Origin of the sequence: Sporosarcina beigongshangi (assembly GCF_033485195.1) — a bacterium.
GTDB lineage: Bacteria > Bacillota > Bacilli > Bacillales_A > Planococcaceae > Sporosarcina > Sporosarcina beigongshangi.
Genome location: NZ_JAWLIR010000004.1, coordinates 159,315 through 183,049 on the forward strand (window position 1 = coordinate 159,315; position 23,735 = coordinate 183,049).

At 41.6% G+C, this 23,735-nt stretch carries 26 protein-coding genes; 16 read left to right on the forward strand and 10 right to left on the reverse strand.

What is annotated here, in order from left to right; translation table 11 throughout:
* Positions 1 to 69: 69 nt before the first annotated feature.
* From R2B77_RS03110 to R2B77_RS03130, 5 genes are read right to left on the reverse strand one after another with little or no spacing between them, the layout of a single operon-like run.
* Positions 70 to 1,143 (reverse strand): ABC transporter substrate-binding protein, encoded by a 1,074-nt coding sequence (locus R2B77_RS03110; RefSeq protein WP_203246073.1) that lies wholly within the window; start codon positions 1,141 to 1,143, stop codon positions 70 to 72.
* Complete coding sequence (locus R2B77_RS03115; RefSeq protein ID WP_203246074.1) at positions 1,140 to 1,940, reverse strand: ABC transporter permease; 801 nt, start codon at positions 1,938 to 1,940, stop codon at positions 1,140 to 1,142. The genes R2B77_RS03110 and R2B77_RS03115 overlap by 4 nt, the downstream gene beginning before the upstream one ends.
* Positions 1,924 to 2,748, reverse strand: coding sequence for an ABC transporter permease (locus R2B77_RS03120; protein WP_203246075.1), 825 nt, complete (start codon positions 2,746 to 2,748; stop codon positions 1,924 to 1,926). Before R2B77_RS03120 ends, R2B77_RS03115 begins: the two co-directional genes overlap by 17 nt.
* On the reverse strand, positions 2,738 to 3,841 hold the full coding sequence (locus R2B77_RS03125) for an ABC transporter ATP-binding protein (protein ID WP_203246076.1): 1,104 nt from the start codon (positions 3,839 to 3,841) through the stop codon (positions 2,738 to 2,740). The genes R2B77_RS03120 and R2B77_RS03125 overlap by 11 nt, the downstream gene beginning before the upstream one ends.
* A gap of 14 nt (positions 3,842 to 3,855) precedes the next feature.
* Positions 3,856 to 4,398 carry a helix-turn-helix domain-containing protein gene (locus R2B77_RS03130; protein WP_203246077.1) on the reverse strand — a complete coding sequence of 181 codons (543 nt, stop codon included), beginning with the start codon at positions 4,396 to 4,398 and terminating at the stop codon, positions 3,856 to 3,858.
* Positions 4,399 to 4,734: 336 nt separating this feature from the next.
* Here R2B77_RS03130 and R2B77_RS03135 point away from each other — a divergent pair, with 336 nt between their 5' ends.
* The 4 genes from R2B77_RS03135 to R2B77_RS03150 all read left to right on the forward strand — a co-directional run bounded on the left by R2B77_RS03135 (position 4,735) and on the right by R2B77_RS03150 (position 7,370).
* The gene (locus R2B77_RS03135; protein WP_203246078.1) at positions 4,735 to 5,058 is read left to right on the forward strand and encodes a hypothetical protein; all 324 of its coding nucleotides are present in this window, start codon (positions 4,735 to 4,737) and stop codon (positions 5,056 to 5,058) included.
* Between the two features lie 437 nt (positions 5,059 to 5,495).
* Positions 5,496 to 6,038 (forward strand): peroxiredoxin, encoded by a 543-nt coding sequence (locus tag R2B77_RS03140; RefSeq protein WP_203246079.1) that lies wholly within the window; start codon positions 5,496 to 5,498, stop codon positions 6,036 to 6,038.
* 85 nt (positions 6,039 to 6,123) lie between these two features.
* Entirely contained in the window at positions 6,124 to 6,576 is a 453-nt protein-coding gene (locus R2B77_RS03145; RefSeq protein WP_203246080.1) for a TlpA family protein disulfide reductase, read from the forward strand.
* A 134-nt stretch (positions 6,577 to 6,710) separates the two neighbouring features.
* Entirely contained in the window at positions 6,711 to 7,370 is a 660-nt protein-coding gene (locus R2B77_RS03150; protein ID WP_203246081.1) for a potassium channel family protein, read from the forward strand.
* 140 nt (positions 7,371 to 7,510) lie between these two features.
* Here R2B77_RS03150 and rnjA read toward each other — a convergent pair whose 3' ends face one another.
* From rnjA to def, 3 genes are all read right to left on the reverse strand, one after another.
* The gene (rnjA, locus tag R2B77_RS03155) at positions 7,511 to 9,178 is read right to left on the reverse strand and encodes a ribonuclease J1 (RefSeq protein ID WP_203246082.1); all 1,668 of its coding nucleotides are present in this window, start codon (positions 9,176 to 9,178) and stop codon (positions 7,511 to 7,513) included.
* Between the two features lie 2 nt (positions 9,179 to 9,180).
* Entirely contained in the window at positions 9,181 to 9,390 is a 210-nt protein-coding gene (locus R2B77_RS03160; protein ID WP_203246083.1) for an RNA polymerase epsilon subunit, read from the reverse strand.
* 249 nt (positions 9,391 to 9,639) lie between these two features.
* Positions 9,640 to 10,197, reverse strand: a complete 558-nt coding sequence (gene def, locus R2B77_RS03165; RefSeq protein WP_203246084.1) for a peptide deformylase — start codon at positions 10,195 to 10,197, stop codon at positions 9,640 to 9,642.
* Positions 10,198 to 10,329: 132 nt separating this feature from the next.
* Between def and R2B77_RS03170 the strand changes: the two genes are divergently transcribed.
* The 8 genes from R2B77_RS03170 to R2B77_RS03205 all read left to right on the forward strand — a co-directional run bounded on the left by R2B77_RS03170 (position 10,330) and on the right by R2B77_RS03205 (position 18,605).
* Positions 10,330 to 10,965 carry a YkyA family protein gene (locus R2B77_RS03170; protein ID WP_203246085.1) on the forward strand — a complete coding sequence of 212 codons (636 nt, stop codon included), beginning with the start codon at positions 10,330 to 10,332 and terminating at the stop codon, positions 10,963 to 10,965.
* A 269-nt stretch (positions 10,966 to 11,234) separates the two neighbouring features.
* Positions 11,235 to 12,350, forward strand: a complete 1,116-nt coding sequence (gene pdhA, locus R2B77_RS03175) for a pyruvate dehydrogenase (acetyl-transferring) E1 component subunit alpha (RefSeq protein ID WP_322555645.1) — start codon at positions 11,235 to 11,237, stop codon at positions 12,348 to 12,350.
* 3 nt (positions 12,351 to 12,353) lie between these two features.
* Positions 12,354 to 13,331 carry an alpha-ketoacid dehydrogenase subunit beta gene (locus R2B77_RS03180; RefSeq protein ID WP_322555646.1) on the forward strand — a complete coding sequence of 326 codons (978 nt, stop codon included), beginning with the start codon at positions 12,354 to 12,356 and terminating at the stop codon, positions 13,329 to 13,331.
* 169 nt (positions 13,332 to 13,500) lie between these two features.
* On the forward strand, positions 13,501 to 14,826 hold the full coding sequence (locus R2B77_RS03185) for a dihydrolipoamide acetyltransferase family protein (RefSeq protein ID WP_203246088.1): 1,326 nt from the start codon (positions 13,501 to 13,503) through the stop codon (positions 14,824 to 14,826).
* A gap of 4 nt (positions 14,827 to 14,830) precedes the next feature.
* Positions 14,831 to 16,243: a dihydrolipoyl dehydrogenase gene (gene lpdA, locus R2B77_RS03190; RefSeq protein ID WP_203246089.1), complete on the forward strand. Its 1,413-nt coding sequence runs from the start codon at positions 14,831 to 14,833 to the stop codon at positions 16,241 to 16,243.
* A 264-nt stretch (positions 16,244 to 16,507) separates the two neighbouring features.
* Positions 16,508 to 17,323 carry a polysaccharide deacetylase family protein gene (locus tag R2B77_RS03195; RefSeq protein WP_203246090.1) on the forward strand — a complete coding sequence of 272 codons (816 nt, stop codon included), beginning with the start codon at positions 16,508 to 16,510 and terminating at the stop codon, positions 17,321 to 17,323.
* 22 nt (positions 17,324 to 17,345) lie between these two features.
* Positions 17,346 to 18,308 carry an NAD(P)H-dependent flavin oxidoreductase gene (locus tag R2B77_RS03200; RefSeq protein ID WP_203246091.1) on the forward strand — a complete coding sequence of 321 codons (963 nt, stop codon included), beginning with the start codon at positions 17,346 to 17,348 and terminating at the stop codon, positions 18,306 to 18,308.
* 18 nt (positions 18,309 to 18,326) lie between these two features.
* A complete protein-coding gene (locus R2B77_RS03205; protein WP_203246092.1) occupies positions 18,327 to 18,605 on the forward strand; it encodes a UPF0223 family protein in 279 nt (92 codons plus the stop codon).
* Positions 18,606 to 18,894: 289 nt separating this feature from the next.
* On the opposite strand, the gene R2B77_RS03210 is transcribed toward R2B77_RS03205, so the two are convergent.
* Positions 18,895 to 19,524 carry a YktB family protein gene (locus R2B77_RS03210; RefSeq protein ID WP_203246093.1) on the reverse strand — a complete coding sequence of 210 codons (630 nt, stop codon included), beginning with the start codon at positions 19,522 to 19,524 and terminating at the stop codon, positions 18,895 to 18,897.
* Positions 19,525 to 19,871: 347 nt separating this feature from the next.
* Here R2B77_RS03210 and R2B77_RS03215 point away from each other — a divergent pair, with 347 nt between their 5' ends.
* Both R2B77_RS03215 and R2B77_RS03220 read left to right on the forward strand, forming a co-directional pair.
* Positions 19,872 to 20,069 (forward strand): hypothetical protein, encoded by a 198-nt coding sequence (locus R2B77_RS03215; RefSeq protein ID WP_203246094.1) that lies wholly within the window; start codon positions 19,872 to 19,874, stop codon positions 20,067 to 20,069.
* Positions 20,070 to 20,324: 255 nt separating this feature from the next.
* Complete coding sequence (locus R2B77_RS03220; protein ID WP_203246095.1) at positions 20,325 to 21,119, forward strand: inositol monophosphatase family protein; 795 nt, start codon at positions 20,325 to 20,327, stop codon at positions 21,117 to 21,119.
* A 51-nt stretch (positions 21,120 to 21,170) separates the two neighbouring features.
* On the opposite strand, the gene R2B77_RS03225 is transcribed toward R2B77_RS03220, so the two are convergent.
* Positions 21,171 to 21,356: a YlaF family protein gene (locus R2B77_RS03225; RefSeq protein WP_203246096.1), complete on the reverse strand. Its 186-nt coding sequence runs from the start codon at positions 21,354 to 21,356 to the stop codon at positions 21,171 to 21,173.
* Positions 21,357 to 21,455: 99 nt separating this feature from the next.
* Between R2B77_RS03225 and typA the strand changes: the two genes are divergently transcribed.
* Entirely contained in the window at positions 21,456 to 23,285 is a 1,830-nt protein-coding gene (gene typA, locus R2B77_RS03230) for a translational GTPase TypA (protein WP_203246097.1), read from the forward strand.
* A 92-nt stretch (positions 23,286 to 23,377) separates the two neighbouring features.
* Positions 23,378 to 23,704, forward strand: a complete 327-nt coding sequence (locus tag R2B77_RS03235) for a YlaH-like family protein (RefSeq protein ID WP_203246098.1) — start codon at positions 23,378 to 23,380, stop codon at positions 23,702 to 23,704.
* Positions 23,705 to 23,735 lie beyond the last annotated feature (31 nt).

Here is a 23,735-nt window from a genome sequence, read left to right on the forward strand (position 1 = left end):
CGTTCCAAAGGAATAAAATACAATAAGTCACAACTATTTTAAGTTATTTTTGGTTAATCAACAGACGTGTTATTTCATATCCATTTTGAATTCCAAAAATAATTCATTATACACACCGAGCATTTCAAGGCCTAAATTTCTGTAAACCTCTAAATGTCCCCTTGTTTCCTCATTAGGATAGAAGCGTTCATCCCCCGTAACTTCAGGATCCATCAAATCGAGTGCCGCCAAATTCGGGGTAGAATAGCCAACATAATCTGCATTTTGTGCAGCTACTTCTGCATCCAACATGAAATTAATGAAGGCGTGTGCACCGTCAATATTTTTGGATGTGCGCGGAATGACCATATTATCGAACCAAAGATTAGAACCTTCTTCCGGAACAACATAATCGATGTCTTCATTTTCATACATCATATCTGCCGCCTGACCAGACCATGTGAGGGAAACAGCCGCTTCACCATTAATCATTAATGGTGTTACTTCATCCCCAATAACGGCCTTAACATTTGGGCTAAGTGTCTTTAATTTATCCGTTGCTTGACGCAATTGTCCTAAATCAGTGGAGTTCAATGAAAAGCCAAGTGAATTTAACCCCATCCCAATCGTTTCCCTTGCGCTATCAACGAGAATGACATCCTGCTTGAGCGAAGGGTCCCACAAATCATCCCAGCTCTCAAATGTTTGTCCTTCCAGTAACGTTGGGTTATAGGCAATGCCAACTGTTCCCCAGAAGTAGGGAAGGGAGTATTCATTGTTAGGATCGAACGGTAAATCAAGGAAGTATGGGTCGATATTATGAACGTTCGGCACTTTACTATAATCAATCGGAAGAAGTAAATCTTTCTCCTTCATCATTTCAATCATGTACTCGGAAGGCATTGAAATATCATACGCCGTCCCGCCTTGTTCAACTTTGCCCATCATCCCTTCGTTCGAGTCAAACGTTTCATAGATGACTTTGATGCCGGTTTCCTGCGTAAATTGTTTTAGCAAATCGGGGTCAATGTATTCCCCCCAATTATAAACGGTAATAGAATCTTTCCCGCCACTACCTCCACCCTCACTCAATTTAGCATTGATAATGAGCAAAATAGCAGAAACAATTAGGATGACGGCTGTCCCACGTAGTATATCTTTCATTTTCGCACCCCCGCAAGTGGTGATTTGGTTTTGCGACTAATCATATAGTAGCCAATGACAAGTACGACGGTGACGAGGAAAATAAGTCCCGACAATGCATTAATCGTTAAAGTGATTCCAGCGCGGGCCATTGAATAAATTTCGACGGACAACGTCGAGAAGCCGTTACCTGTCACGAAAAATGTCACTGCAAAATCATCCAACGAATATGTTAATGCTAAAAAGAATCCAGCCAAAATACCTGGTTTGATGAAAGGAATAATGACGCGTGTTAATACGTCCCGTTTCGTCGCACCAAGATCCAGTGCCGCATCAATAAGCGTTGGACTCATTTCCTGTAACTTAGGCAACACCATAATAACAACAATTGGAATGCTGAAAGCAATATGTGAAATGAGCACAGACGCAAACCCAAGCTTAACCCCAATCAGTGTAAATAAAATAAGGAATGATGCCCCGATAATAACGTCCGGGCTGACGATTAAGATGTTGTTCAGTGACAAAACAGCATTGCGCATCGCTTTATTACGCATGAACAGGATAGCAACGGCACCGAGTACGCCTATGGCCGTTGATAAGAGTGCAGACAATAAGGCGACAACAATTGTATTGATTAAAATAACGAGCAGGCGAGTATCTTCAAAAACGGCTGCATAATGCTCCAGCGAGAACGACTCAAAATCCGACATTCCTCCGCCTGAGTTGAAGGAGTAGAAGATTAAATAGAAAATGGGTGCGTACAAAATAATGAAAACAACCGCCAAATAGATTTTAGGAAGCTTACTTAGTTTTTCCATTGTTGGACGCCCCCTTTTCTTTACCATTCGTAATTAACATAATGATGAACATGAATAAGATAAGGAATACGGCGATTGTCGAACCCATTCCCCAGTTTTGAGTTACTAAAAATTGCTGTTCGATCGCAGTTCCAAGTGTAATGACTTTATTTCCTGCAATAAGTCGCGTAATCATGAATAGCGACAAAGCTGGAATGAAGACGACCTGGATTCCTGACTTCACACCGTTCAATGTCAATGGCCAAATGACGCGGCTAAATGTCGTCCAAGCATTGGCTCCGAGATCACGTGACGCATCAATCAACGTAGGGTTTAATTTGTCGAGTGCGTTGAAAATCGGCAAAATCATAAACGGAATGAAAATATAAACAGACACGAATACAAAGCTAAAATCCGTGAATAAAATTTGTTGTTCACCAATACCCATTACTTCTAACAAGGCATTAATAGGACCGTAAAGCCCAAAAAGTCCGATGAATGCATATGTCTTGAGCAGTAGATTGATCCAAGATGGAATAATGATGAGCAATAACCAAAGGTGCTTATGCTTCGTTTTCGTTAAAAAATAAGCAGTCGGATACGCAAATAATAATGAGAAAAACGTAATTAAAAATGCATACCAAAACGAGCTAATTGTCAGTTTTAAATAGACGGACGAGAAAAAGTTTTTATAGTTGTCTATTGTGAAATTACCTGACAGGTCGAAAAATGAGTAATAAACAATAAGGGCGATAGGTGCGATGACGAATAAGAGTATCCAAGCTGCGTAAGGAATATTGTATAACGGACGTAATGGTTTATTGTTCATGATCCGGTACCCCGTAAGCCTCAAGTCTAGCGTCGAATTCCTCTTCCGTTTCATTCAACCGCATAACGTGGATTGCTTCTGGATCGAAGTCAAGACCTACAGTTACGCCAACTTCTGCTTTTTTCGTGGAATGTACAAGCCATTCATTACCATCCGCATCATACGTGGATAACTCATAGTGAACACCACGGAATAATTGCGTATCTACTGTTACATTCAGTTTGCCTTTATCGACAGACGTTAGTTCAAGGTCCTCAGGACGAATAACGATATCAACCTTTTCATTTGGATTAAGCCCCTGGTCGACACATTCGAATGTTCGTCCAGTAAATTGGACAACATAGTCTTCAATCATAACACCTGGTACAATATTGGATTCTCCAATGAAATCGGCAACGAAGCGATTAATCGGCTCATCATAAATGTCAAGTGGTGTACCAGATTGTTGAATTTGACCACCATCCATAACGAAAATTTCATCGGACATGGCGAGTGCTTCTTCTTGGTCATGTGTAACGAAAACAAATGTTTTACCGAGACGCTGTTGCAATTCGCGAAGCTCGTATTGCATTTCAGAGCGTAATTTTAAATCGAGTGCAGACAATGGCTCATCCAATAAAATAACTTCTGGATCATTAATAATGGCACGTGCAATGGCCACACGTTGACGTTGACCACCAGACATTTCGGAAATTTCTCGAGCTTCATAGCCTTCGAGATTGACGAATTTCAATGCTTCATGAACACGGCGCTCCACTTCGGCTTGTTTTACTTTTTTAATGCGTAGACCGAATGCAATATTTTCAAAAACATTCAAATGAGGGAACAATGCGTAATCTTGAAAGACCGTATTTACCTGGCGCTCATTCGCTGGGACGTCATTGATTTTTTTTCCATTGAAAAAGATAGTTCCCTCTGAAGCCTCAGTAAAACCGGCGATTAGGCGAAGGATGGTTGTTTTACCACAGCCAGATGGACCAAGTAGTGTGTAAAACTTACCACGTTCCATTTCAAAGGAAACACCGTTTAGGACAGTTGTATTTTCATCATATTTTTTTGTGACATTTTCAAAGCGAATAATTGGTTGAGTCATTAGGATAATCCCCCTTATAAATAAGATTCAGTAGCTACGAGTAATAATTCACTCGTTCCGGAATGTGCATTTGATAAACGATGATGCTCGGATGCATCATAGTAGACCGCATCACCTTTTGCTGCATTGTATTGCGTGTCGCCGATTTCAATCGTGACCTTTCCTCTCAGTACATAAATAAACGTTTCAGCGAGAGACGGTTCAAACCTTTTGAATTCCCCTTGCTGTTGGAAAGTAATATGAACGGGCTCCATTTCATTTTCGTTGGAGCGCGGTACGAGCCAGCGAATGCTATATTTGAGCTCATCATCAGAGTAAATCGTTTGGTCATCTGTAGAGTAGACAACGGTGACATTTTTTTTCGGTTCATCAAAAAATTCTTTTGGTGTTGTACCGAGAACCTCTAACAAGGCGAAAAGTGTTTCAATAGAAGGTGAGTTGAGATCACGTTCTAATTGTGAAATATGTCCTTTCGTCAAATCGGTCCGTTCACCAAGTTCTTCTTGGGTCAGTCCTTTTTTTAAACGCAGGCTTTTAATTTTACTACCTATCTCCACGGATTCCCCTCCTTATTAAATCTAAACCAATTAGGACTTTGCATAATTGTGCCGGTAAGAAGCCACCCTTTTTAAAATTGTGTTTTCGATCGGGAGCAACTTAATTAATCGTTTTGTTGAATTAAGCCCGAGTTTAGTATAAGTATACTTTAAGTTTACTAAAACCATTCTCAATTATACAAAATCCTAACTGAAAATCAAGCCTTTTTTAAGATTAAATAAATTGTATAAAGTGAAAAGCTTTGCGAGGTCAATCATATAGAAGGAAAGCGTGTAGCCCAGCGTTGAATTTCGCATAGATTATGGTATAATACAGCAAGTAAGGAGGGGCTACGATTGGGGAAAAAGAAAGTGTTTTATTTAGATCCAGACGAACGTCAATGGACAATGAAAGACCTGGGTTTTTCTTTTGATGAATTAGAAGACCAAAGGACAGAGAAGAAAGCAATTGAAGGAGTATTTCTCATGAAGAACGGTAAAATCCGGGATTTATTTGAGTTACCCAATCATTGTAAAGTTTGCCTCGATCGACTAGCCTATAATGATGAACACGATTCCGTTTACTGTCCAGCTTGTGATGAATGGCGAGAAACGTCTTGTGGTGATCCTGATTGTGAATATTGTCTCGCAAGACCGGCTAAACCTTCGCATTGTGAATAGTATTTAAATCTAATTGATATGTCTAAATATAGGCCTAGTGTTCCGTTAATTTGGATCACATGGATTGAACGACTAGCTAAGCATGAATGCGACTTCGCCGCATCCATGCTTATTTTGTTGGCTGAGGCTTTTACTATAGCCTTTTCATCCCTATAAAAAGTCATCATTTACTTTCTTCCCAAGTAACTGCATTTGCTCCAACGGTATGATGTCGTGAATAGTTAGCCAAAAGCGAACCGGACATAATTGAGTGAAAAGAGTAAATTAATAGATATATGTGAATAGTAATAACATTTGTCGTTATTTCGACAAATGTTAGTCAATGTATAGTATTTCCGAGGGACTCTGTTTGAAATTTCATCGCCTATTTGATATCCTAAAAAAGGATTAGTGTAGGACTGATGTTCTTGCACAAAGAAATTTTGGAGGGATCTCTAATGGTTGAACGTATGGTAGGAAAACAGGCTCCAGATTTTACAATGGAGGCAGTACTAGCAGATAAATCTTTCGGCAAAGTAAGCCTTGCTGAAAACATGAAAAATGATAAATGGACAGTATTGTTCTTTTACCCAATGGACTTCACTTTTGTTTGTCCAACGGAAATTACAGCAATGTCTGACCGTTACGATGAATTCGAAGACCTAGATGCAGAAATTATCGGTGTTTCTACGGACACAATTCATACGCATCTTGCATGGATCAATACAGACCGTAAAGATAATGGTCTTGAGCAATTGAAATACCCACTTGCTGCAGACACAAATCACCAAGTTTCACGAGACTACGGTGTGTTGATTGAAGAAGAAGGGATTGCATTGCGCGGCCTATACATCATCAACCCTGAAGGTGAACTGCAATACCAAACAGTATTCCACAACAATATTGGCCGTGATGTAGATGAAACATTACGTGTACTTCAAGCACTTCAAACAGGCGGACTATGTCCAGCTAACTGGAGACCAGGTCAGAAGACACTATAAGATGTATTTTAGTTTTACCAATCTAAATCCCCACGCATAATATAAGCCGTGGGGGTTTTTTATGAAAATGAAGGAGGACACTACGATGAAATTACGTGAACAAATGCCTGAACTTGATGGTGCAACGGCGTGGTTGAATGGGGAACAAACAAAAGCTCAATTGGTCGGAGAAAAACCGACGCTCATTCACTTCTGGTCAGTGAGCTGTCATCTTTGCAAGGAAGCAATGCCAGAGGTGAATGAATTCAGAGACAGGTTTAAAGAAGATTTAAACGTTGTTGCAGTCCATATGCCGCGTTCAGAAGACGACTTAGATATGGAACAGATTAAGGCAGTAGCAGCAGAGCATGATATCACACAACCGATTTTTGTAGACAGTGAAGTCACATTAACGGATAAATTCGATAACCAATATGTGCCCGCTTATTATGTATTCGACAAAGACGGTCAGCTACGTCACTTCCAAGCAGGTGGCGGAGGCATGAAAATGCTTGAAAAGCGTGTTAACCGTGTATTAGATGAAATGAAAAGAGACTAAATGTCTACCCGATTGCGCATTGCTTTGCGCAATCGGGTTTTCTGTTAGGCATTGGTGATGGAATTGTGCATTGAGAGGATTCACGCAGTGTGATACACTAATCGCATTCAGTAACCGGATAGGGGAGTTGTTTTGTGAAAAAAGAATTTGTAGTCATTGGACTGGGGCGTTTTGGCGGGAGTATCGTTAGAGAGTTGATAGAGCTTGATGCAGATGTGATGGCGATTGATATTTCACCTGAAAAGGTGGATGAGTTTGCACAGATTGCGACACAAGCAGTAGTAGCTGACACGACGGATGAATCGGTTCTGAAATCGTTAGGGATTCGGAATTTTGAGCATGTCGTGGTCGCAATTGGTGACAATATCCAAGCAAGTATTTTATCAACGCTTATGTTGAAAGAAATTGGAGTAAAGAAAATTACGGTCAAAGCACAAAATGATTATCATGAAAAGGTTTTGCGTAAAATTGGTGCTGACCAGGTCGTTCATCCAGAGCGTGATATGGGGATTCGGATAGCGAATAATATGGTGTCGAATAATATACTTGATTATCTTGAATTGTCGGATGAGCATTCGATTGCGGAAATAAAGGCTAATGATAAACTTGCTGGAGCCACGCTTATTGAGCTTAATATTCGTGCGAGATATGGTGTTAATATCGTCGCGATTAAACGCGGTAAGCATATTTTGGTATCACCTCAGGCGATTGAAAAAATTCAACATGAAGATATTTTAATTGTGATAGGATCTGACACGGATATCCACAAGTTTGAGAAGAAGGCGCTACATTAAAAAATCCCGCAATACACACCAAGATGTGTATTTGCGGGATTTTTGCTTATCTGCTAGGAATATAGTTCAACTTGATTCAGCAAATACATTTGCTGCTTCAAGTTAAGTCTCTGGACGCAATCATGCTTTAGCGTGATTGATTACACTTCCATAATAACTGGAAGTACCATCGGTTTGCGCTTTGTTTTGTCATATAAATAAGGACCAAGGACATCAGTGATTTCACTTTTTAGAGCAGCGATATCAGCCGGTGAGCTTGTAAGCTTGCGTTGCATTTGCTTCGATAGCATTTGCTGGGCTTCGTGTATCATTGTGCCGGATTCACGCATATAGACAAATCCTCTTGAAATGATATCAGGGCCAGAGACAATACGATTGCGTTTTGTATCGACTGTCGCTACAACGATGACTAGACCATCCTCAGATAGGATCCTACGATCGCGTAAAACGACGTTACCAATATCGCCGATTCCACTACCGTCAATATATACGTCACCAGAAGGAATGCGCCCTGCGAGACGTGCCGAGTCCTGCGTTAAGGCTAAAACATCTCCATTGCCCATAATGAAAGTGTTTTCCTGTGGAACATCACAATCAACTGCAAGATTTGTATGCATTTTCAACATCCGGTACTCACCATGGATAGGCATGAAGTACTTAGGTTTAATGAGTCTAAGCATAAGCTTTTGCTCTTCCTGCGAGCCGTGCCCGGATGTATGGATATTATTTAAAGAACCATGTACCACTTCAGCACCAGCGCGGAATAAGGCGTTAATAGCTTTATTGACACTCAATGTATTACCCGGAATTGGAGAAGAAGAGAAAATAACTGTATCTCCAGGGTGAATTTGAACTTGACGATGCGTGCCGTTGGCGATGCGTGATAATGCTGCCATCGGTTCGCCTTGGCTTCCTGTACAAAGTATCATTACTTCATTTGCGGGTAGCCTATTCAAAGATTGCGTATCAACAAATAATTCTTTCGGTGCAATGATATAGCCAAGCTCACGCCCGATTGTAATAGCATTATCCATACTACGACCGAAAACAGCGATTTTACGACCAAATTGCTGTGCAGCTTCAATAACCTGTTGTAGTCTGTGTATATTTGAAGCGAACGTAGCGAAAATGATACGGCCGTCAACTTTTCTGAAAATTTCATTCAGACTGTCGCCGACTTTGCGTTCAGACATCGTGAAATTAGGTACTTCAGCGTTCGTGCTGTCTGATAGTAGGCAAAGCACGCCTTCGCTACCGATTTTAGCCATTTTAGTCAGGTTTGCTGGTTCGCCAACAGGTGTGAAGTCGAATTTGAAGTCACCTGTATGGACGATGTTACCAGAAGGGGTCTTGACGACAACGCCGAATGCGTCTGGAATACTATGTGTCGTCCTGAAAAATGACACAGAAGTTTTGCGGAACTTAATGACATCATCTTCGTCGATGGCAATCATTTTTGTCGTCCGTAATAGACCGTGTTCTTCTAGCTTATTGCGTAATAGACCAAGTGCTAGTTTTCCGCCATAAACCGGAACATTGATCTTCCGTAGTAAATAAGGGATTCCTCCAATATGGTCTTCATGACCATGTGTGATGAATAGTCCTTTAATCTTGTCCACATTGCGTTCAAGATAGGTATAGTCGGGAATGACGTAGTCGATTCCGAGTAACTCATCATCTGGGAATTTAATCCCAGCGTCAATTAAAATAATTTCATCTTGGAATTGCACGCCATACGTGTTTTTACCGATTTCCCCTAGTCCGCCTAGAGCGAAAACAGCTGTTTCATTATTTTTGATAGCCTTCATTGTTAAACCTGCTCTAGCTCGAAATAGGGTGCAGCCTGTTCGTGTTCAAGATGTGCACCTTCAAGAAGTTGGACAAATTCAATGCTGTAATTACGGCTTTTCAATTTCTCACGGACAGACCTTTCCGAGTCCGCTTCGATGTACATGCTTTGTGTATTTTCGCGGACGGGTACTTGTAGCATGTTTTCTTGATAATAAACTTTATAAATCATCGTTTGCTCTCCTTTTTACGTTCGATTGAACTGATTCTCTTTATAGTAGCATGACACTTCCTTAAAATAAAGAAAAGCTCACCAATTTACATTGGCGAGCTCAGATATTAGGCGATTGTTTTTTTCCCGAGAATGCCATTCAGCCGCTTCAACAGTTTACGTTTCAGACGTTTGTACATGGCCATATCACTTCCTCAGTCTCATTATACAGTTGTCTGAACGTTCTGTCAAGAATGAGGAAGGATTTGTTTATTCGCGTTCAAAAGGAATAGCGTTTGGAATTTCTTTAAAAGGAGTGTCCTTATCAATATGATCGTAGAACATGATTCCGTTCAAATGATCGAGCTCATGTTGAAAAGCAATAGCAGCTAAACCTTTCAAACGTTTTTTGAATTCATTACCTTTTAAATCGAATGCTTTAATCGTAATTCGTGCATAGCGAGGAACGTAGCCTTCGACTTCACGATCGACAGAAAGGCAACCTTCTCCTGCAGTTAAATAAGTCTTTTCGACAGAATGGCTTACAATTTTAGGATTAATGGCGATGAGACTAAGCGGCTCGCGATCCTCTTCTGTAATATGGAGTGCAAAAATTCTTTTCGAAGCATCTACTTGTGGAGCGGCTAATCCAATCCCAGGACGCAATCCGTATTGCTCGCAAATATCATCATTTTGGCTATTTATGACGTAGTTTAATAAATCCACACTAAGTTGGTGATCCGCTTCTGATAGTGGGAAAGGTACTTCTTCCGCACGTTTGCGCAGAGTGGGGTGTCCCTCTCTAACGATATGTTCCATTAAAATCATCGTACAAACTTCCTTTCGGTTATACTATACGTACTAGTATAATCGAATAGGAAATTGGGGGAAAGGATTTCAACACGCTCTTGAATATAGAAATGAAAAAAGTTATAGTCTAGGGGAATCGGAGGGTTTAATTTGAAAAAAATAATTATGGTATTTCTGTTAGCGACTGTACTTGGTGGCTGTACGATTGGTCCATCTGTTGAACAGCAATTGGCAGACACGATGGCGGCGATGAACGATGCGGAACAAGATTATCGTGAGGCACAAGCTGAACTGACAAGTCTTGAGCAATCTGAACAACAACTATTCAATGAAACGATGAAATTGACACAACAGCAGCAAGAGGAACTAACGAACCAAGTGGCTGAACTTGAAGAGTCACTACAGGCACGTTTGAAGAAGTTGGAGCAAGAGGAAGCTTCAATAAATAAGGCAAAGGCTTCGGTAAATGATATGGATGAAATTGTTGAAAAAGTAGACGAGCAAGTAAAGGGTGATCTCGAAAAACTGCAAACAGCGATTAGCGACCGCTACGGGTCACATGCTGAATTTATCATTTCTTACAAAAAACTTGCGGAATTACAACAACAATTATATGAAATGCTACGTACTGAAGGAACTCAATTGACAGAGCTAACAAAGCAGGTCGATGAAGTGAATGCGCAAAATGAGACAGTTCAATCGACAGTCATTATATTTAATGATTTAACGGAACAAGTGAATCGGTTGAAAGATGATGTGTTTGCGAGCTTGCAGCAAGGGGAATGACAGGAAAGTAGGGCAAAAAGGCTCCGATTTATCATCTTTCACTTTATTTTGAAAGATGAATTAATTATTATTCTATTATAACACAGGTGTGATATTGTGCTAATACAGATTGGTGGATATTATCAATTCTGACATTGTAACTAGACTATGAGACATGCGATTCCTATGTTTGACCATTGCGTTTTGATTCAGTATACTGAGTAGGGAAGAGGTTGTACCAATCGATACACCATTGATTCATAATACAGTTATAAAGGAGAGTTGCCGAAATGGCTGCAAAAAAAGACAAGCAGTTCGATCCGGTGGAGACACTTCACGCGATTGAAGACAAGTTTGAAATGTTCCAGATTTTGAATGAAGAAGGCACGATCGTTAATGAGGATGCAAATCCAAATCTATCAGACGATGAACTCGTCGAATTAATGACACGCATGGTATATACACGGATTTTGGACCAACGTTCAATTTCATTGAATCGTCAAGGACGTTTAGGTTTTTATGCACCAACAGCAGGACAGGAAGCTTCCCAGCTTGCTTCTCACTTTGCGCTTGAAACAGAGGACTTTATCCTTCCAGGATATCGCGACGTGCCTCAAATGTTATTCCATGGTTTACCACTAGCTAAAGCATTCCTATGGTCACGTGGACATTACCAAGGGGGAGCAATTCCGGAAGGTGTCAATGTATTCCCGCCACAAATTATTATCGGTGCGCAATATATTCAGGCAGCAGGAATTGCACTTGGCTTCCAAAAACGCGGTACAAAAGCAGTTGCGATGACGTATATAGGCGATGGTGGAACATCACAAGGTGACTTCTATGAAGGCATCAACTTTGCCGGAGCGTACCGTTCACCTGCAATCTTCATTATTCAAAACAACCAATTTGCGATTTCGACACCACGTGAATTGCAAACAGCGGCGAAAACACTAGCTCAAAAAGGGATTGCGGCAGGTATTCCAAGCATTCTAGTTGATGGTATGGATCCTCTAGCGGTGTATGCGGTTACACGCGATGCACGTGAGCGCGCAGTAAATGGTGAAGGACCGACCCTTATTGAAACAATGTGTTACCGTTACGGACCACATACAATGGCGGGCGATGACCCAACACGTTACCGTACATCTGATACGGACAATGAGTGGGAAAAACGTGATCCACTTATCCGCTTCCGCATATATCTTGAAGCAAAAGGTATTTGGAGCGAAGAGAAAGAAAACGAAGTGATTGAACGTGCGAAAGAAGAAATTAAAGAGGCTATTAAAGAAGCAGATGCAGCACCTAAGCAAAAAGTAAGTGATTTCATTAATATTATGTACAAAGGTGAGCTACCATTTAACTTACAAGAGCAGCTTGCGATCTACACGGAAAAGGAGTCGAAGTAACCGATGGCACAAATGACGATGATTCAAGCGATAACCGACGCGATGCGCGTAGAGCTGAAAAATGATGAAAACGTTCTCGTCTTCGGTGAAGACGTTGGAAATAACGGCGGAGTATTCCGTGCAACAGAAGGGTTACAAAAAGAATTCGGTGAAGACCGTGTATTCGATACGCCACTTGCAGAATCTGGAATTGGTGGATTGGCGATTGGTCTTGCGTTTACAGGTTTCCGTCCAGTAATGGAAATTCAATTCTTTGGTTTTAACTTTGAAGTAATCGACTCTGTGAGTGGTCAATTGGCACGTATGCAATTCCGTAGTGCGGGTCGCTTCAATGCACCTGTTACGATTCGTTCACCGTTTGGTGGAGGTGTTGCAACACCTGAAATGCATGCTGATAGTCTTGAAGGACTTGTCGCTGCTCAGCCAGGGATTAAAGTGGTTATTCCATCTACACCATACGATGCAAAAGGGTTGTTAATCTCTGCAATTCGTGATGAAAACCCGGTTGTCTTCCTTGAGCATATGAAACTTTATCGTTCATTCAGACAGGAAGTTCCTGAAGAGGAATATACAATTCCTTTAGGGAAAGCAGATGTGAAGCGTGAAGGAACAGATTTAACGGTTGTCACATATGGGGCAATGGTTCACGAAAGCTTGAAAGCAGCTGAAGAGCTTGAAAAAGAAGGGATTTCACTTGAAGTAATCGACTTACGTACGATTCAACCACTTGATATTGAAACAATCATTGCATCTGTTGAAAAAACAAACCGTGCAATCGTTGTCCAAGAAGCACAAAAACAAGCTGGAATTGCTGCGAATGTTGTTGCTGAAATTACTGAACGCGCAATACTTAGCCTCGAAGCACCTGTACTACGCGTTACAGCGCCGGATACAATCTATCCATTTGCACAAGGTGAGAACGCATGGCTTCCAGGAGTGAAAGATATTGTCGAAACAGCTAAAAAAGTACTGACATTCTAATTAAGGAAGAATGGAGTTCAATTCTTCCTTAATTAGATCCTCCGGAGGATGTCACAGACTTTTTAGGGAAGCTTTTCGAGCGCGCTCGAAAAAAGTCTGGACGCAATACGCCGAGGCGTATTGATGAACAATAATTGTAAGTTTAGAAAGAAAAGAAAGGGTGAATCTTGTGGCATTTGAATTCCGTTTACCAGATATCGGAGAAGGAATCCATGAAGGTGAAATTGTTAAGTGGTTTGTTGCTAAAGGCGATAAAATCAATGAAGACGATACACTTCTTGAAATCCAGAACGATAAATCAGTCGTAGAAATACCTTCACCAGTGACAGGTACTGTTACAGAAATTTACGTTACAGAAGGTACAGTTTCAGTCGTAGGAGATTTATTGATTACTTTTGATGCACCGGGCTATGAAAATACAAGTAGTGGGCACGATGCTGAACCTGAGGCAGCTGTACAAGAAGCGGCACCAGCTCCAGCAGCTCCAGCAGCTCAACCAGCTGTAAAAGAAGAGGCGGTAGCTCCTTCGGCAAATGCTCAAGTACAGACAGATGTTGACCCGAATCGTCGAATTATTGCATTGCCATCTGTGCGTAAATTTGCACGGGAACAAGGTGCGGATATTCGTCTGATTGCGGGCACGGGTAAAAACGGCCGTGTCTTGAAAGAAGATATTGCAGCATTCCTAAACGGTGGACAAGCTGCAGCGCCAGCTGTCACTGAAGACGTTGAACAGACAGACAACGCAACACAAGCAACGGCAACATCAGCTCCAGTTAGTCTTGAAGGTGAATTCCCAGAAACACGCGAGAAGATGTCGGGGATGAGAAAAGCAATTGCTAAAGCAATGGTTAATTCGAAACACACGGCACCGCATGTTACGTTAATCGATGAAGTGGATGTAACGGAACTTGTTGCACACCGTAAAAAGTTCAAAGACATTGCAGCTGAAAGAGATATCAAGCTGACGTATTTACCATACGTTGTCAAAGCGCTTGTTTCTACATTGCGTGAATTCCCAGCATTGAACACATCACTTGATGATGCGACACAAGAAATTATTCAAAAACACTATTACAATATCGGAATTGCAGCTGATACAGAGCGCGGACTTCTTGTTCCAGTTGTGAAGCACGCAGACCGCAAATCAATCTTTGCGATTTCCGATGAAATTAATAGCCTTGCAGTGAAAGCGCGTGACGGTAAATTGTCAGCGGCAGAAATGAAAGGCGCATCATGCTCTATCACGAATATTGGTTCAGCAGGAGGTCAGTGGTTCACACCAATTATCAACCATCCTGAGGTGGCCATTTTGGGTATCGGTCGCATTGCAGAAAAACCAATTGTAAAAAATGGTGAAATTGTAGCGGCACCTATGTTAGCATTATCAATGGTGTTTGATCACCGAGTGATTGATGGTGCAACAGGTCAGCAAGCATTGAATCATCTGAAGAAATTGCTCGGCAATCCAGAATTATTATTAATGGAGGCGTGAACTAATGGTAGTAGGAGATTTTCCAATCGAAGTTGACACACTTGTCGTAGGATCAGGCCCTGGAGGTTATGTCGCTGCAATTCGCGCGGCGCAATTAGGTCAAAAAGTTACAATCGTTGAAAGAGAAACAATTGGTGGCGTGTGCTTAAATGTTGGATGTATTCCTTCTAAAGCATTGATTTCTGTTGGCCATCGTTATGTAAGTGCAAAAGGTTCTGATTCAATGGGAATCACGGTATCTGATGTGAAACTTGACTTTTCAAAAGCTCAAGCCTTCAAAGATAGCGTTGTTAAAAAATTGACTGGCGGAGTCGAAGGACTTCTAAAAGGTAACAAAGTTGATACAGTTTATGGTGAAGCATATTTCGTAGATAGTAATACAGTTCGTGTTATTACTGAAGATGCTGCACAAACATATAAATTTAAAAATGCGATTATCGCAACGGGCGCACGCCCAGTTGAAATCCCAACTTTTAAATATACAAAACGTGTGATCAATTCTACGGGTGCTTTGAATTTACAAGAAGTACCTGGTAAACTCGTCGTTATCGGCGGAGGTTATATCGGAACTGAGCTTGGATCTTCATATGCTAACCTTGGTTCTGAGGTAACAATTATCGAAGGCGGCAATGATATTCTTGCGGGCTTTGAGAAACAAATGACGCAAATTGTTAAAAAAGGCTTGAAAAACAAAGGTGTAGACATCGTTGTTAAAGCTTCTGCAAAAGGCGTTGAAGAAACAGACACTGGTGTTACGGTAACATACGAAGTTGGCGGAGAAGAGAAGAAAGTCGAAGCTGATTACGTACTTGTAACAGTAGGTCGTCGTCCAAATACGGATGAAATCGGTCTTGAAGAAATGGGTATTAAATTCCATGATCGCGGTATTATCGAAGTGGATAAACAATGCCGTACAAATATTCCGAACATCTATGCAATCGGTGATATCGTACCAGGACCACAGCTTGCGCATAAAGCTTCTTATGAAGCAAAAGTTGCTGCTGAGGCAATTTCAGGTGAGAAATCTGAAGTTGATTATTTAGCAATTCCGGCTGTATGCTTCACGGATCCAGAACTTGCGACTGTTGGCTTGAATGAGCAACAGGCAAAAGACGAAGGATACGAAGTTGTAGCAGGGAAATTCCCGTTTGCAGCGAACGGTCGCGCACTTGCACTAGATGCAACAGAAGGTTTCGTTAAACTTGTATCACGTAAAGAAGATGGACTTCTTCTAGGCGCACAAATTGTTGGGGAAAATGCTTCAGATATGATTTCTGAGCTTGGCCTTGCAATTGAAGCGGGCATGACGCTTGAAGATGTGGCGATGACAATTCACGCACATCCAACATTGGGAGAAATCTCAATGGAAGCGGCAGAAGTTGCATTAGGCAGACCTGTTCATATGCTTGTAAAATAAGTTAGCTATAAAACCGTTTACGGATTGCGAAAGCACTCTGTAGACGGTTTTTTATGTAGATAAAAGGTAGCTGGTGATACTTTTTATGGGGAGTTTGCGTGAGGTAGATCAGTTTAGGCCTCGTGTATTCCAGTTAGGCAAATAGGTAGGCGAGTTTCCTGTTTACGTAGTTCAGTTCAGTAAATAAGTATCGAATTTCAAGTTGTCGATACATTGTTATTTAAAATCATGCTACTATGTCAGTAGTGAAAGGATAGTGGTCTTGTGAAAAAAAGATTTTTGTACATACTAGTAATGCTGGTTTTATTCATAGTAGCGTGTTCGAATGAACAGAAGGCAGTAACCCCGAATGATGACAACGATGCAAAATTGCCGGATAGTGAAGTCGTGCCAGAGCCGGAAGAGGAAGAAATTATTGAAGAACAACCTATTGAAGAGGTTATCGAACCACTTTATGCACTGAACGCTGTATGGGCGTTTGAGCCGATTAGTGATGCTAATCCTAAAGCGGTACTCTTGACGATTGACGATGCACCCGATAAATATGCGTTGGAAATGGCTAAAACATTGAAGGAACTCGATGCACCCGCTATTTTCTTTGTAAACGGTCATTTTATTGATACTGAAGAAGAACAGGCTAGATTGAAGGAGATTTATGAGATGGGCTTTCCGATTGGCAATCATACGAAAACACATGCTAATCTTAAACAAATTTCTGAGCAGCAGCAAAAGGAAGAAATCCAGATGGTTAGCGATACAGTTGAGCAAATAACGGGAGAGCGTCCGAAGTTTTTCCGTGCACCTTATGGCGTCAATAGTGACTTTAGTAAAGCGTTTGTCGAAAATGACGGCATGCTACTGATGAACTGGACGTATGGCTATGATTGGGAAAAGCAGTATATGGATGCAACTGCATTAGCGGATATTATGGTTAATACAGAGCTGCTCCGTAGCGGCGCAAACCTGCTCATGCATGACCGTGAATGGACTGCAGATGCATTAAAAGATATCGTCGAAGGGTTACGTACAAAGGGGTATGAATTGATTGACCCGGCGACAATTCAAGGTGTAGAAGACTAATGATGATGGGGGGGGTTGAAGAATGGAATGGCAAACGAGAGTAACAAAGCTACTTGGTATTCAGTATCCCATCATTCAAGGGGGATTGGCTTACCTTGCATACGCTGAACTAGCGACTGCGGTATCAGAGGCAGGTGGACTTGGTCAAATTACGGCGATGAGTTTAGAGTCTCCAGATGCATTACGGGCAGAAATTCGTAAGGTAAAGGCTAAGACAAATAAACCCTTTGGTGTGAATTTTGCAATTGGGCAGCATGGACGCCCTTACAATCATATGGTGGAAGTCGCGCTGGAAGAAGGTGTTAAAGTGATGTCGGTGACAGGTGGGAACCCCGCGCCATTTTTCGAACAACTTGCACATACAGACGTTGTAAAGCTTGTACTTGTTGCGGCAAAACGGCAAGCGCAGAAGGCAGAGGAATTAGGTGCAGACGCTGTTATGGTCGTTGGGCAGGAAGGTGGCGGGCATCTTGGGCGTGATGATATCGGTACAATGGTGCTTGTTCCACAGGTGGTCGATGCCGTTTCGATTCCGGTCATTGCTTCTGGTGGGATTGGAGATGGCCGTGGCTGGATGGCTGCACATGCGCTCGGTGCAGAAGGTGTAGAGATGGGAACCCGATTCATCGCGACGAAGGAGTGCGTACACGCCTCCCAGGCATACAAGGATGCACTGTTAACTAGTGGCGAAATGGATACAACGGTCATTAAACGAACGCTAGGTGCTCCTGCACGTGCATTAACCGGTGTGTGGACGGAAAAAGTTATCGGGTTGGAAGCGAAGCAAGCGGATTACGAAGCATTAAAGGACTTTATTAGCGGAGCGGCGAATCGGCGCTTTATACATGATGGTGATATCGACAATGGTTTTGGCTGGGCAGGACAAGTGACGGGGCTTATCCAGGATGTTCCGACTGTAGAAGAACTTTTTGATCGAATGGTTAAGGAAGCTGAGGCGATTCGGTCTGGGTGGAATTTTGGGTAATGAAGGGAGTATTGACGAATGGATTATAATTATCCAATAAGGCACGATTGGTCAACTGCGGAAATGATTACAGTTGTGGCGTTTTTTGAGGCAGTAGAAAAAGCTTATGAAACAGGCATTGTGAAGGAACAGCTAATGGATGCTTATCGCGGATTTAAAAAAGTGGTCCCTTCTATGGCGGAAGAAAAGACGTTGGATAAGGAGTTTGAAGAAGCGAGCGGATATGTTAGCTTCCGTGTCGTGAAGGCAGCTAAAGGGGCCTTGGACGGTGAAATGATAAGAGGAGCGCGGCGCTAAGCCACACTCCTCTTATCATTTTTTCTTTTAACTTGATTCAGCAAATTCTTTTGTATTGAAAGCAAAGCGTCAGCTACAGAAGTCCCCCACTTCTATAGGGGAGAAATTAGCTCCATTTCTGCTTAGTGGTGGGATGAATGCCAGAAAAGCAATTCAATCAGAGGGAGTTCAAACTGCCTGCTGATTCAAGTTAAGCCTCCGGCGGATGTTAGGGATTTTGAGGGGAGTTAATTGTGCTGTGCACAATTCAAAATCCCAACGCAATTACGCCGAGGCGTAATTGATAAAATTATTTTCTTCCGATAACAATATCATAGATAGGAAGAAGATAATCGAACGTTTCCTCGGCAAAAGCCATAAACTGATCTGACGACATATCCGCCGCTTCTTCGCGTGATAGATGTCTTCCGACGAGGAATTCTGCTTTTTTGACGGTTTGTAGTCGCTCTAGTAGCCCTTGTAGGCCCGCTGATCCCGTTGCATCAATACTGACCACATCAGGCTTCATATGATCACCAGAGACGATATAACCCGCTGGCAACGAGGTCAAACTAGTAAGTTGGCCACTAAGACGTTCTGCAATTCCTTTTTTATCAGGATTTTCATAAATGACCGCTAAAATAATAAAAAGATGTGTTCCCCATAAGCCAATTTGAAAATGAGGTAAAGCCTTATAACCGCGTTTAGCGGGTGCAAATGCTACCCAGCTATCCTTCGGCGGATTGACGGTCCTTCTAGCGTGTCTGGCGACATGTGGAAAAAACTCGTCTGTTCCATGGGCAGAAAGGCGATCTGCAAAATGCCTGCCAAGTGTATTAAATTTAGGTTGGATTCTATTTTGTAGAGCATCCATTCTTTTTTCCAATCCCTCAATTAAAAATACATCAAAATCATCTTTTAGCCAAAAATGGTTGCCCAATCTGATTCCCTCCCAATCAATTGCACCTCGGTGTGACTGCGTCGGGATTTTGAAATGTGCCGGAGACTTACACGTGATAGGTCATGCAACCGTTTTAGGTTGTCGCACTTTTAGACTGCCGATCCTGTATCCTTTCAAAATCTCTAACATCCGCCGGAGGCGTAACTTGAAGCAGCAGGGAATTTGAATACCTTGCTGGTTCAAGTTACATATTCACGTTTATCTTAACAGAAAACGGGGAACAATCTATATAACAAGGCTTATAACTAAAGCAAAGCCGAAATGTAGCATATTGTAAGTGTAACTAATTGAAAATTTGGACTACATTCAAAAAAGGGGTGTTCATTATGAAACAGGTTGTCCACGTCATTCGAAAAGCAGATGTAGAGAGAGAGTATGTTAAGTTACTTAATCTTGAATTGGATTATGAATTGGCAACATTATTTGATGCTTTAGAAGAAAATGATGCTAAGCAGAAAATGAAAAGTAAGCATAGGCTCATGGAAATTCATCATGAGTTGGAGATACTAAATGGTTTCGTTTAATTATCATTTGTTAAACCAAGAAGATACCCCGTCACCTCTTCGAAAACGAAGAATGTGTAATGGGGTGTCTTTTTCGTTATACTAGATATCAATTACGCCTCGGCGTAATTGCGTCCGGATTTTTTTCGAGCGGGCTCGAAAAGCTTCCTTAAAAAATCCGTGACATCCGCCGGAGGCTTTATCTTCCTTCATCGCCCTAACTGTAGGGACGCTGAAGGAAGATAAAATAGAGATGAGAGTAGGGGAGATTACGCCATGAACTGGGACAATATTGATCGATATGCTAAATCATTAATAAAAGAGGCAGGTCATAAAATACGAAATTCTTTTTTTACACAGATTAACATTGACTCAAAAGCAGATGCCAATGACCTGGTGACGAATATCGATCGGGAAATTGAACAGTTTTTCATTAGTAGGATTAAGCGTGACTTTCCAGACCATAAAATAGTGGGGGAGGAAGGGTTCGGAGACAAAGTTGAAGTGTTAGATGGCGTCATCTGGATGCTAGATCCAATTGATGGGACGATGAATTTTGTCCATCAAAAACGCAATTTTGCTGTTTCGCTCGGTATATATATAGATGGTATCGGTATGCTCGGTTACATTTATGATGTGATGCGCGATGATTTTTATAGTGCTGCAAAAGGTAAGGGGGCCTATTTAAATGACGAACGGCTGCCACAGCTAGAAATAACGCCTTTGGAGCAGGCAGTTATCGGCATTAGTGCAAGCTGGATAGCTCCAAATCGCTATGCTGACCATGAAAAAATGATAGAACTCGTCCGACACTGTAGAGGAACAAGGTCCTATGGCTCCGCAGCAATTGAAATGGCATATGTAGCCTCCGGTAGAATCGATGCCTATATTTCAATGCGGTTATCGCCTTGGGATATTGCAGGGGGTATGGTCATCGCGCAGGAAGTCGGCGCAGTGACGACTAATATGAAAGGCGAAGCACCTCATTTACTTGGGCAAGAGACATTCGTTGTCGCGAGGCCAGGATTACATGAGGAGATGCTGACCAATTATATTCATTTGAAAGATTAAAAAAGAACTTTTCCAAGTTGTAAAACTGGAAAGTCCTTATTTGCAAGAAATTTAAAGAGTCCCTTGCTCGCGCATTCTTTTTTTTGTTTTGAAACCATTACCCATAATAAGGATAAGTGCGAGGATGGCAAGTAGTGCAATAGGTGTACTGCGCATAGCAACTGCGATACCAATTGCGGACATAGAAGCAACGGCAGCAATGGAATAAAATACGAAAATCCATTTGATGTTTTTCAAAAAAATCCCTCTATCCGTTTAAAATGTTTTTGTTATTGTGTCATCATGTGTTATGATAACACAGTTAATCACCTGAAAAAAGAATAATGGAGTGAAATCATGACTAAAACACGCAATGATTTACGTAACATAGCAATTATCGCCCACGTCGATCACGGAAAAACGACGCTTGTCGATCAACTATTGAAACAATCGGGTATCTTCCGTTCAAACGAACAAGTAGAAGACCGTGCCATGGACTCGAATGAAATTGAACGTGAACGCGGGATTACGATCCTTGCAAAGAATACAGCGATTGAATATAAAGATACAAAAATCAACATTTTGGATACACCAGGTCACGCTGACTTCGGTGGTGAAGTAGAACGTATTCTAAAAATGGTTGACGGCGTTATTCTTGTTGTCGATTCGTACGAAGGCTGTATGCCACAAACGCGTTTTGTTCTTAAAAAAGCGCTTGAAGAAAATATTAAACCAATCGTCGTCGTCAATAAAATCGACCGTGAATTTGCACGTCCAGAAGAAGTAGTCGATGAAGTTCTAGAGTTGTTCATCGAGCTTGATGCCAATGACGACCAATTGGACTTCCCTGTTGTCTATGCATCTGGATTTAACGGAACAGCGAGCTTATCTCCGGATCCAGCTTCACAAGAAGACACACTACGTGACCTTTATGATGCAATCATTGAGCATGTTCCAGCGCCAGTGGATAACAGTGAAGAGCCATTACAATTCCAAGTATCACTTTTAGACTACAGTGACTATGTTGGACGTATTGGTATTGGACGCGTTTTCCGCGGTACGATGAGGGTTGGCCAGCAGGTTTCTGTGTTGAAGCGTGATGGTTCTGTGAAGAACTTCCGTGTAACAAAAATGTCAGGGTTCCTTGGTTTAAAAAGAGTGGACATCGAAGAAGCTAAAGCGGGCGATTTGATCGCGGTATCTGGTATGGAAAATATCGACGTTGGTGAAACGATTTGCCCTGTAGATCATCCAGAGGCACTTCCTGAGCTATTCATCGATGAACCTACACTTCAAATGACATTCCTAGTAAATAACAGTCCGTTTGCTGGAAAAGAAGGTAAATGGGTCACTTCTAGAAAAATTGAAGAACGTCTTGAGTCGCAATTACAAACTGACGTATCACTTCGTGTAGATCCAACAGATTCGCCAGATGCGTGGACAGTTTCAGGTCGCGGTGAGCTTCACTTGTCAATTTTGATTGAAAACATGCGTCGTGAAGGATTCGAGCTACAAGTTTCGAAACCATCTGTTATCGTAAAAGAAATCGACGGTATTCGTTCAGAGCCAGTTGAGCGTGTGCAAATCGATATTCCAGAAGAGCATACAGGTTCAATCATCGAATCAATGGGTGAGCGTAAAGGTGAAATGATCGATATGGTTAACAATGGTAACGGTCAGGTCCGTCTTACTTTCAATGTGCCAGCTCGTGGATTGATTGGTTATTCAACTGAATTCCTAACATTGACAAGAGGGTACGGTATTTTGAATCACACATTCGATTCTTACCAACCGATGGCAAAAGGAAAAGTTGGAGGTCGTAGAAATGGTGTTCTCGTATCTATGGAGAATGGAACGGCTACGCCTTACAGTATTATGCAGCTAGAAGACCGTGGTACGATGTTTGTTGCTGCTGGAACTGATATCTATGCAGGAATGATTGTCGGCGAAAACACACGTGAAAGCGATTTGACAATCAACCTAACAAAAGCTAAACAAGCGACAAACGTTCGTTCAGCAACGAAAGATCAAACAGTGACGACGAAAAAACCACGTCTTATGTCACTTGAAGAAGCGTTACAATACTTGGATGATGATGAGTATTGCGAAATAACGCCGGTTTCAATTCGACTACGCAAAAAAATTCTTGATAAAAACGAGCGCGAGCGCATTCAGAAAAAGAAATAATAGGAATAACAAAACGAAGCTTGGTGCCTCTTGCAGGCACTGAGCTCGATTAGTATAGTTGAGAGAATGCATTTTTGAAGGGACTGTGGTGAATGAGTGATGCAGATGTACTGGACGCTATGTCAGGTATTGCAAGATTAGTTTATGAAGTGGTGCCTACCTACAAAGTTGCTGGCTACGTGCTTTTAGCCCTTGTCTTTCTTATGTCAGCAATTGTTTATAAACTCGGATTCGCTAAGAAACTACCACTTAGACAAAATATAATTATTTATATATTTTTGTTCTTAGGTTGTATTGTCTTAACGTTTCTAGCATTTTTCCTCCCAATTATGGAAGGGCTTATCGTGGCGGCTTTGATCTTAATCATCTATCGAGTGCGCAGAATGAATGAGCATAAAAAAGAAGACCCAGTTGCTTAATCGCAGCGGGGTCTTCTTTCTATCCATTTAA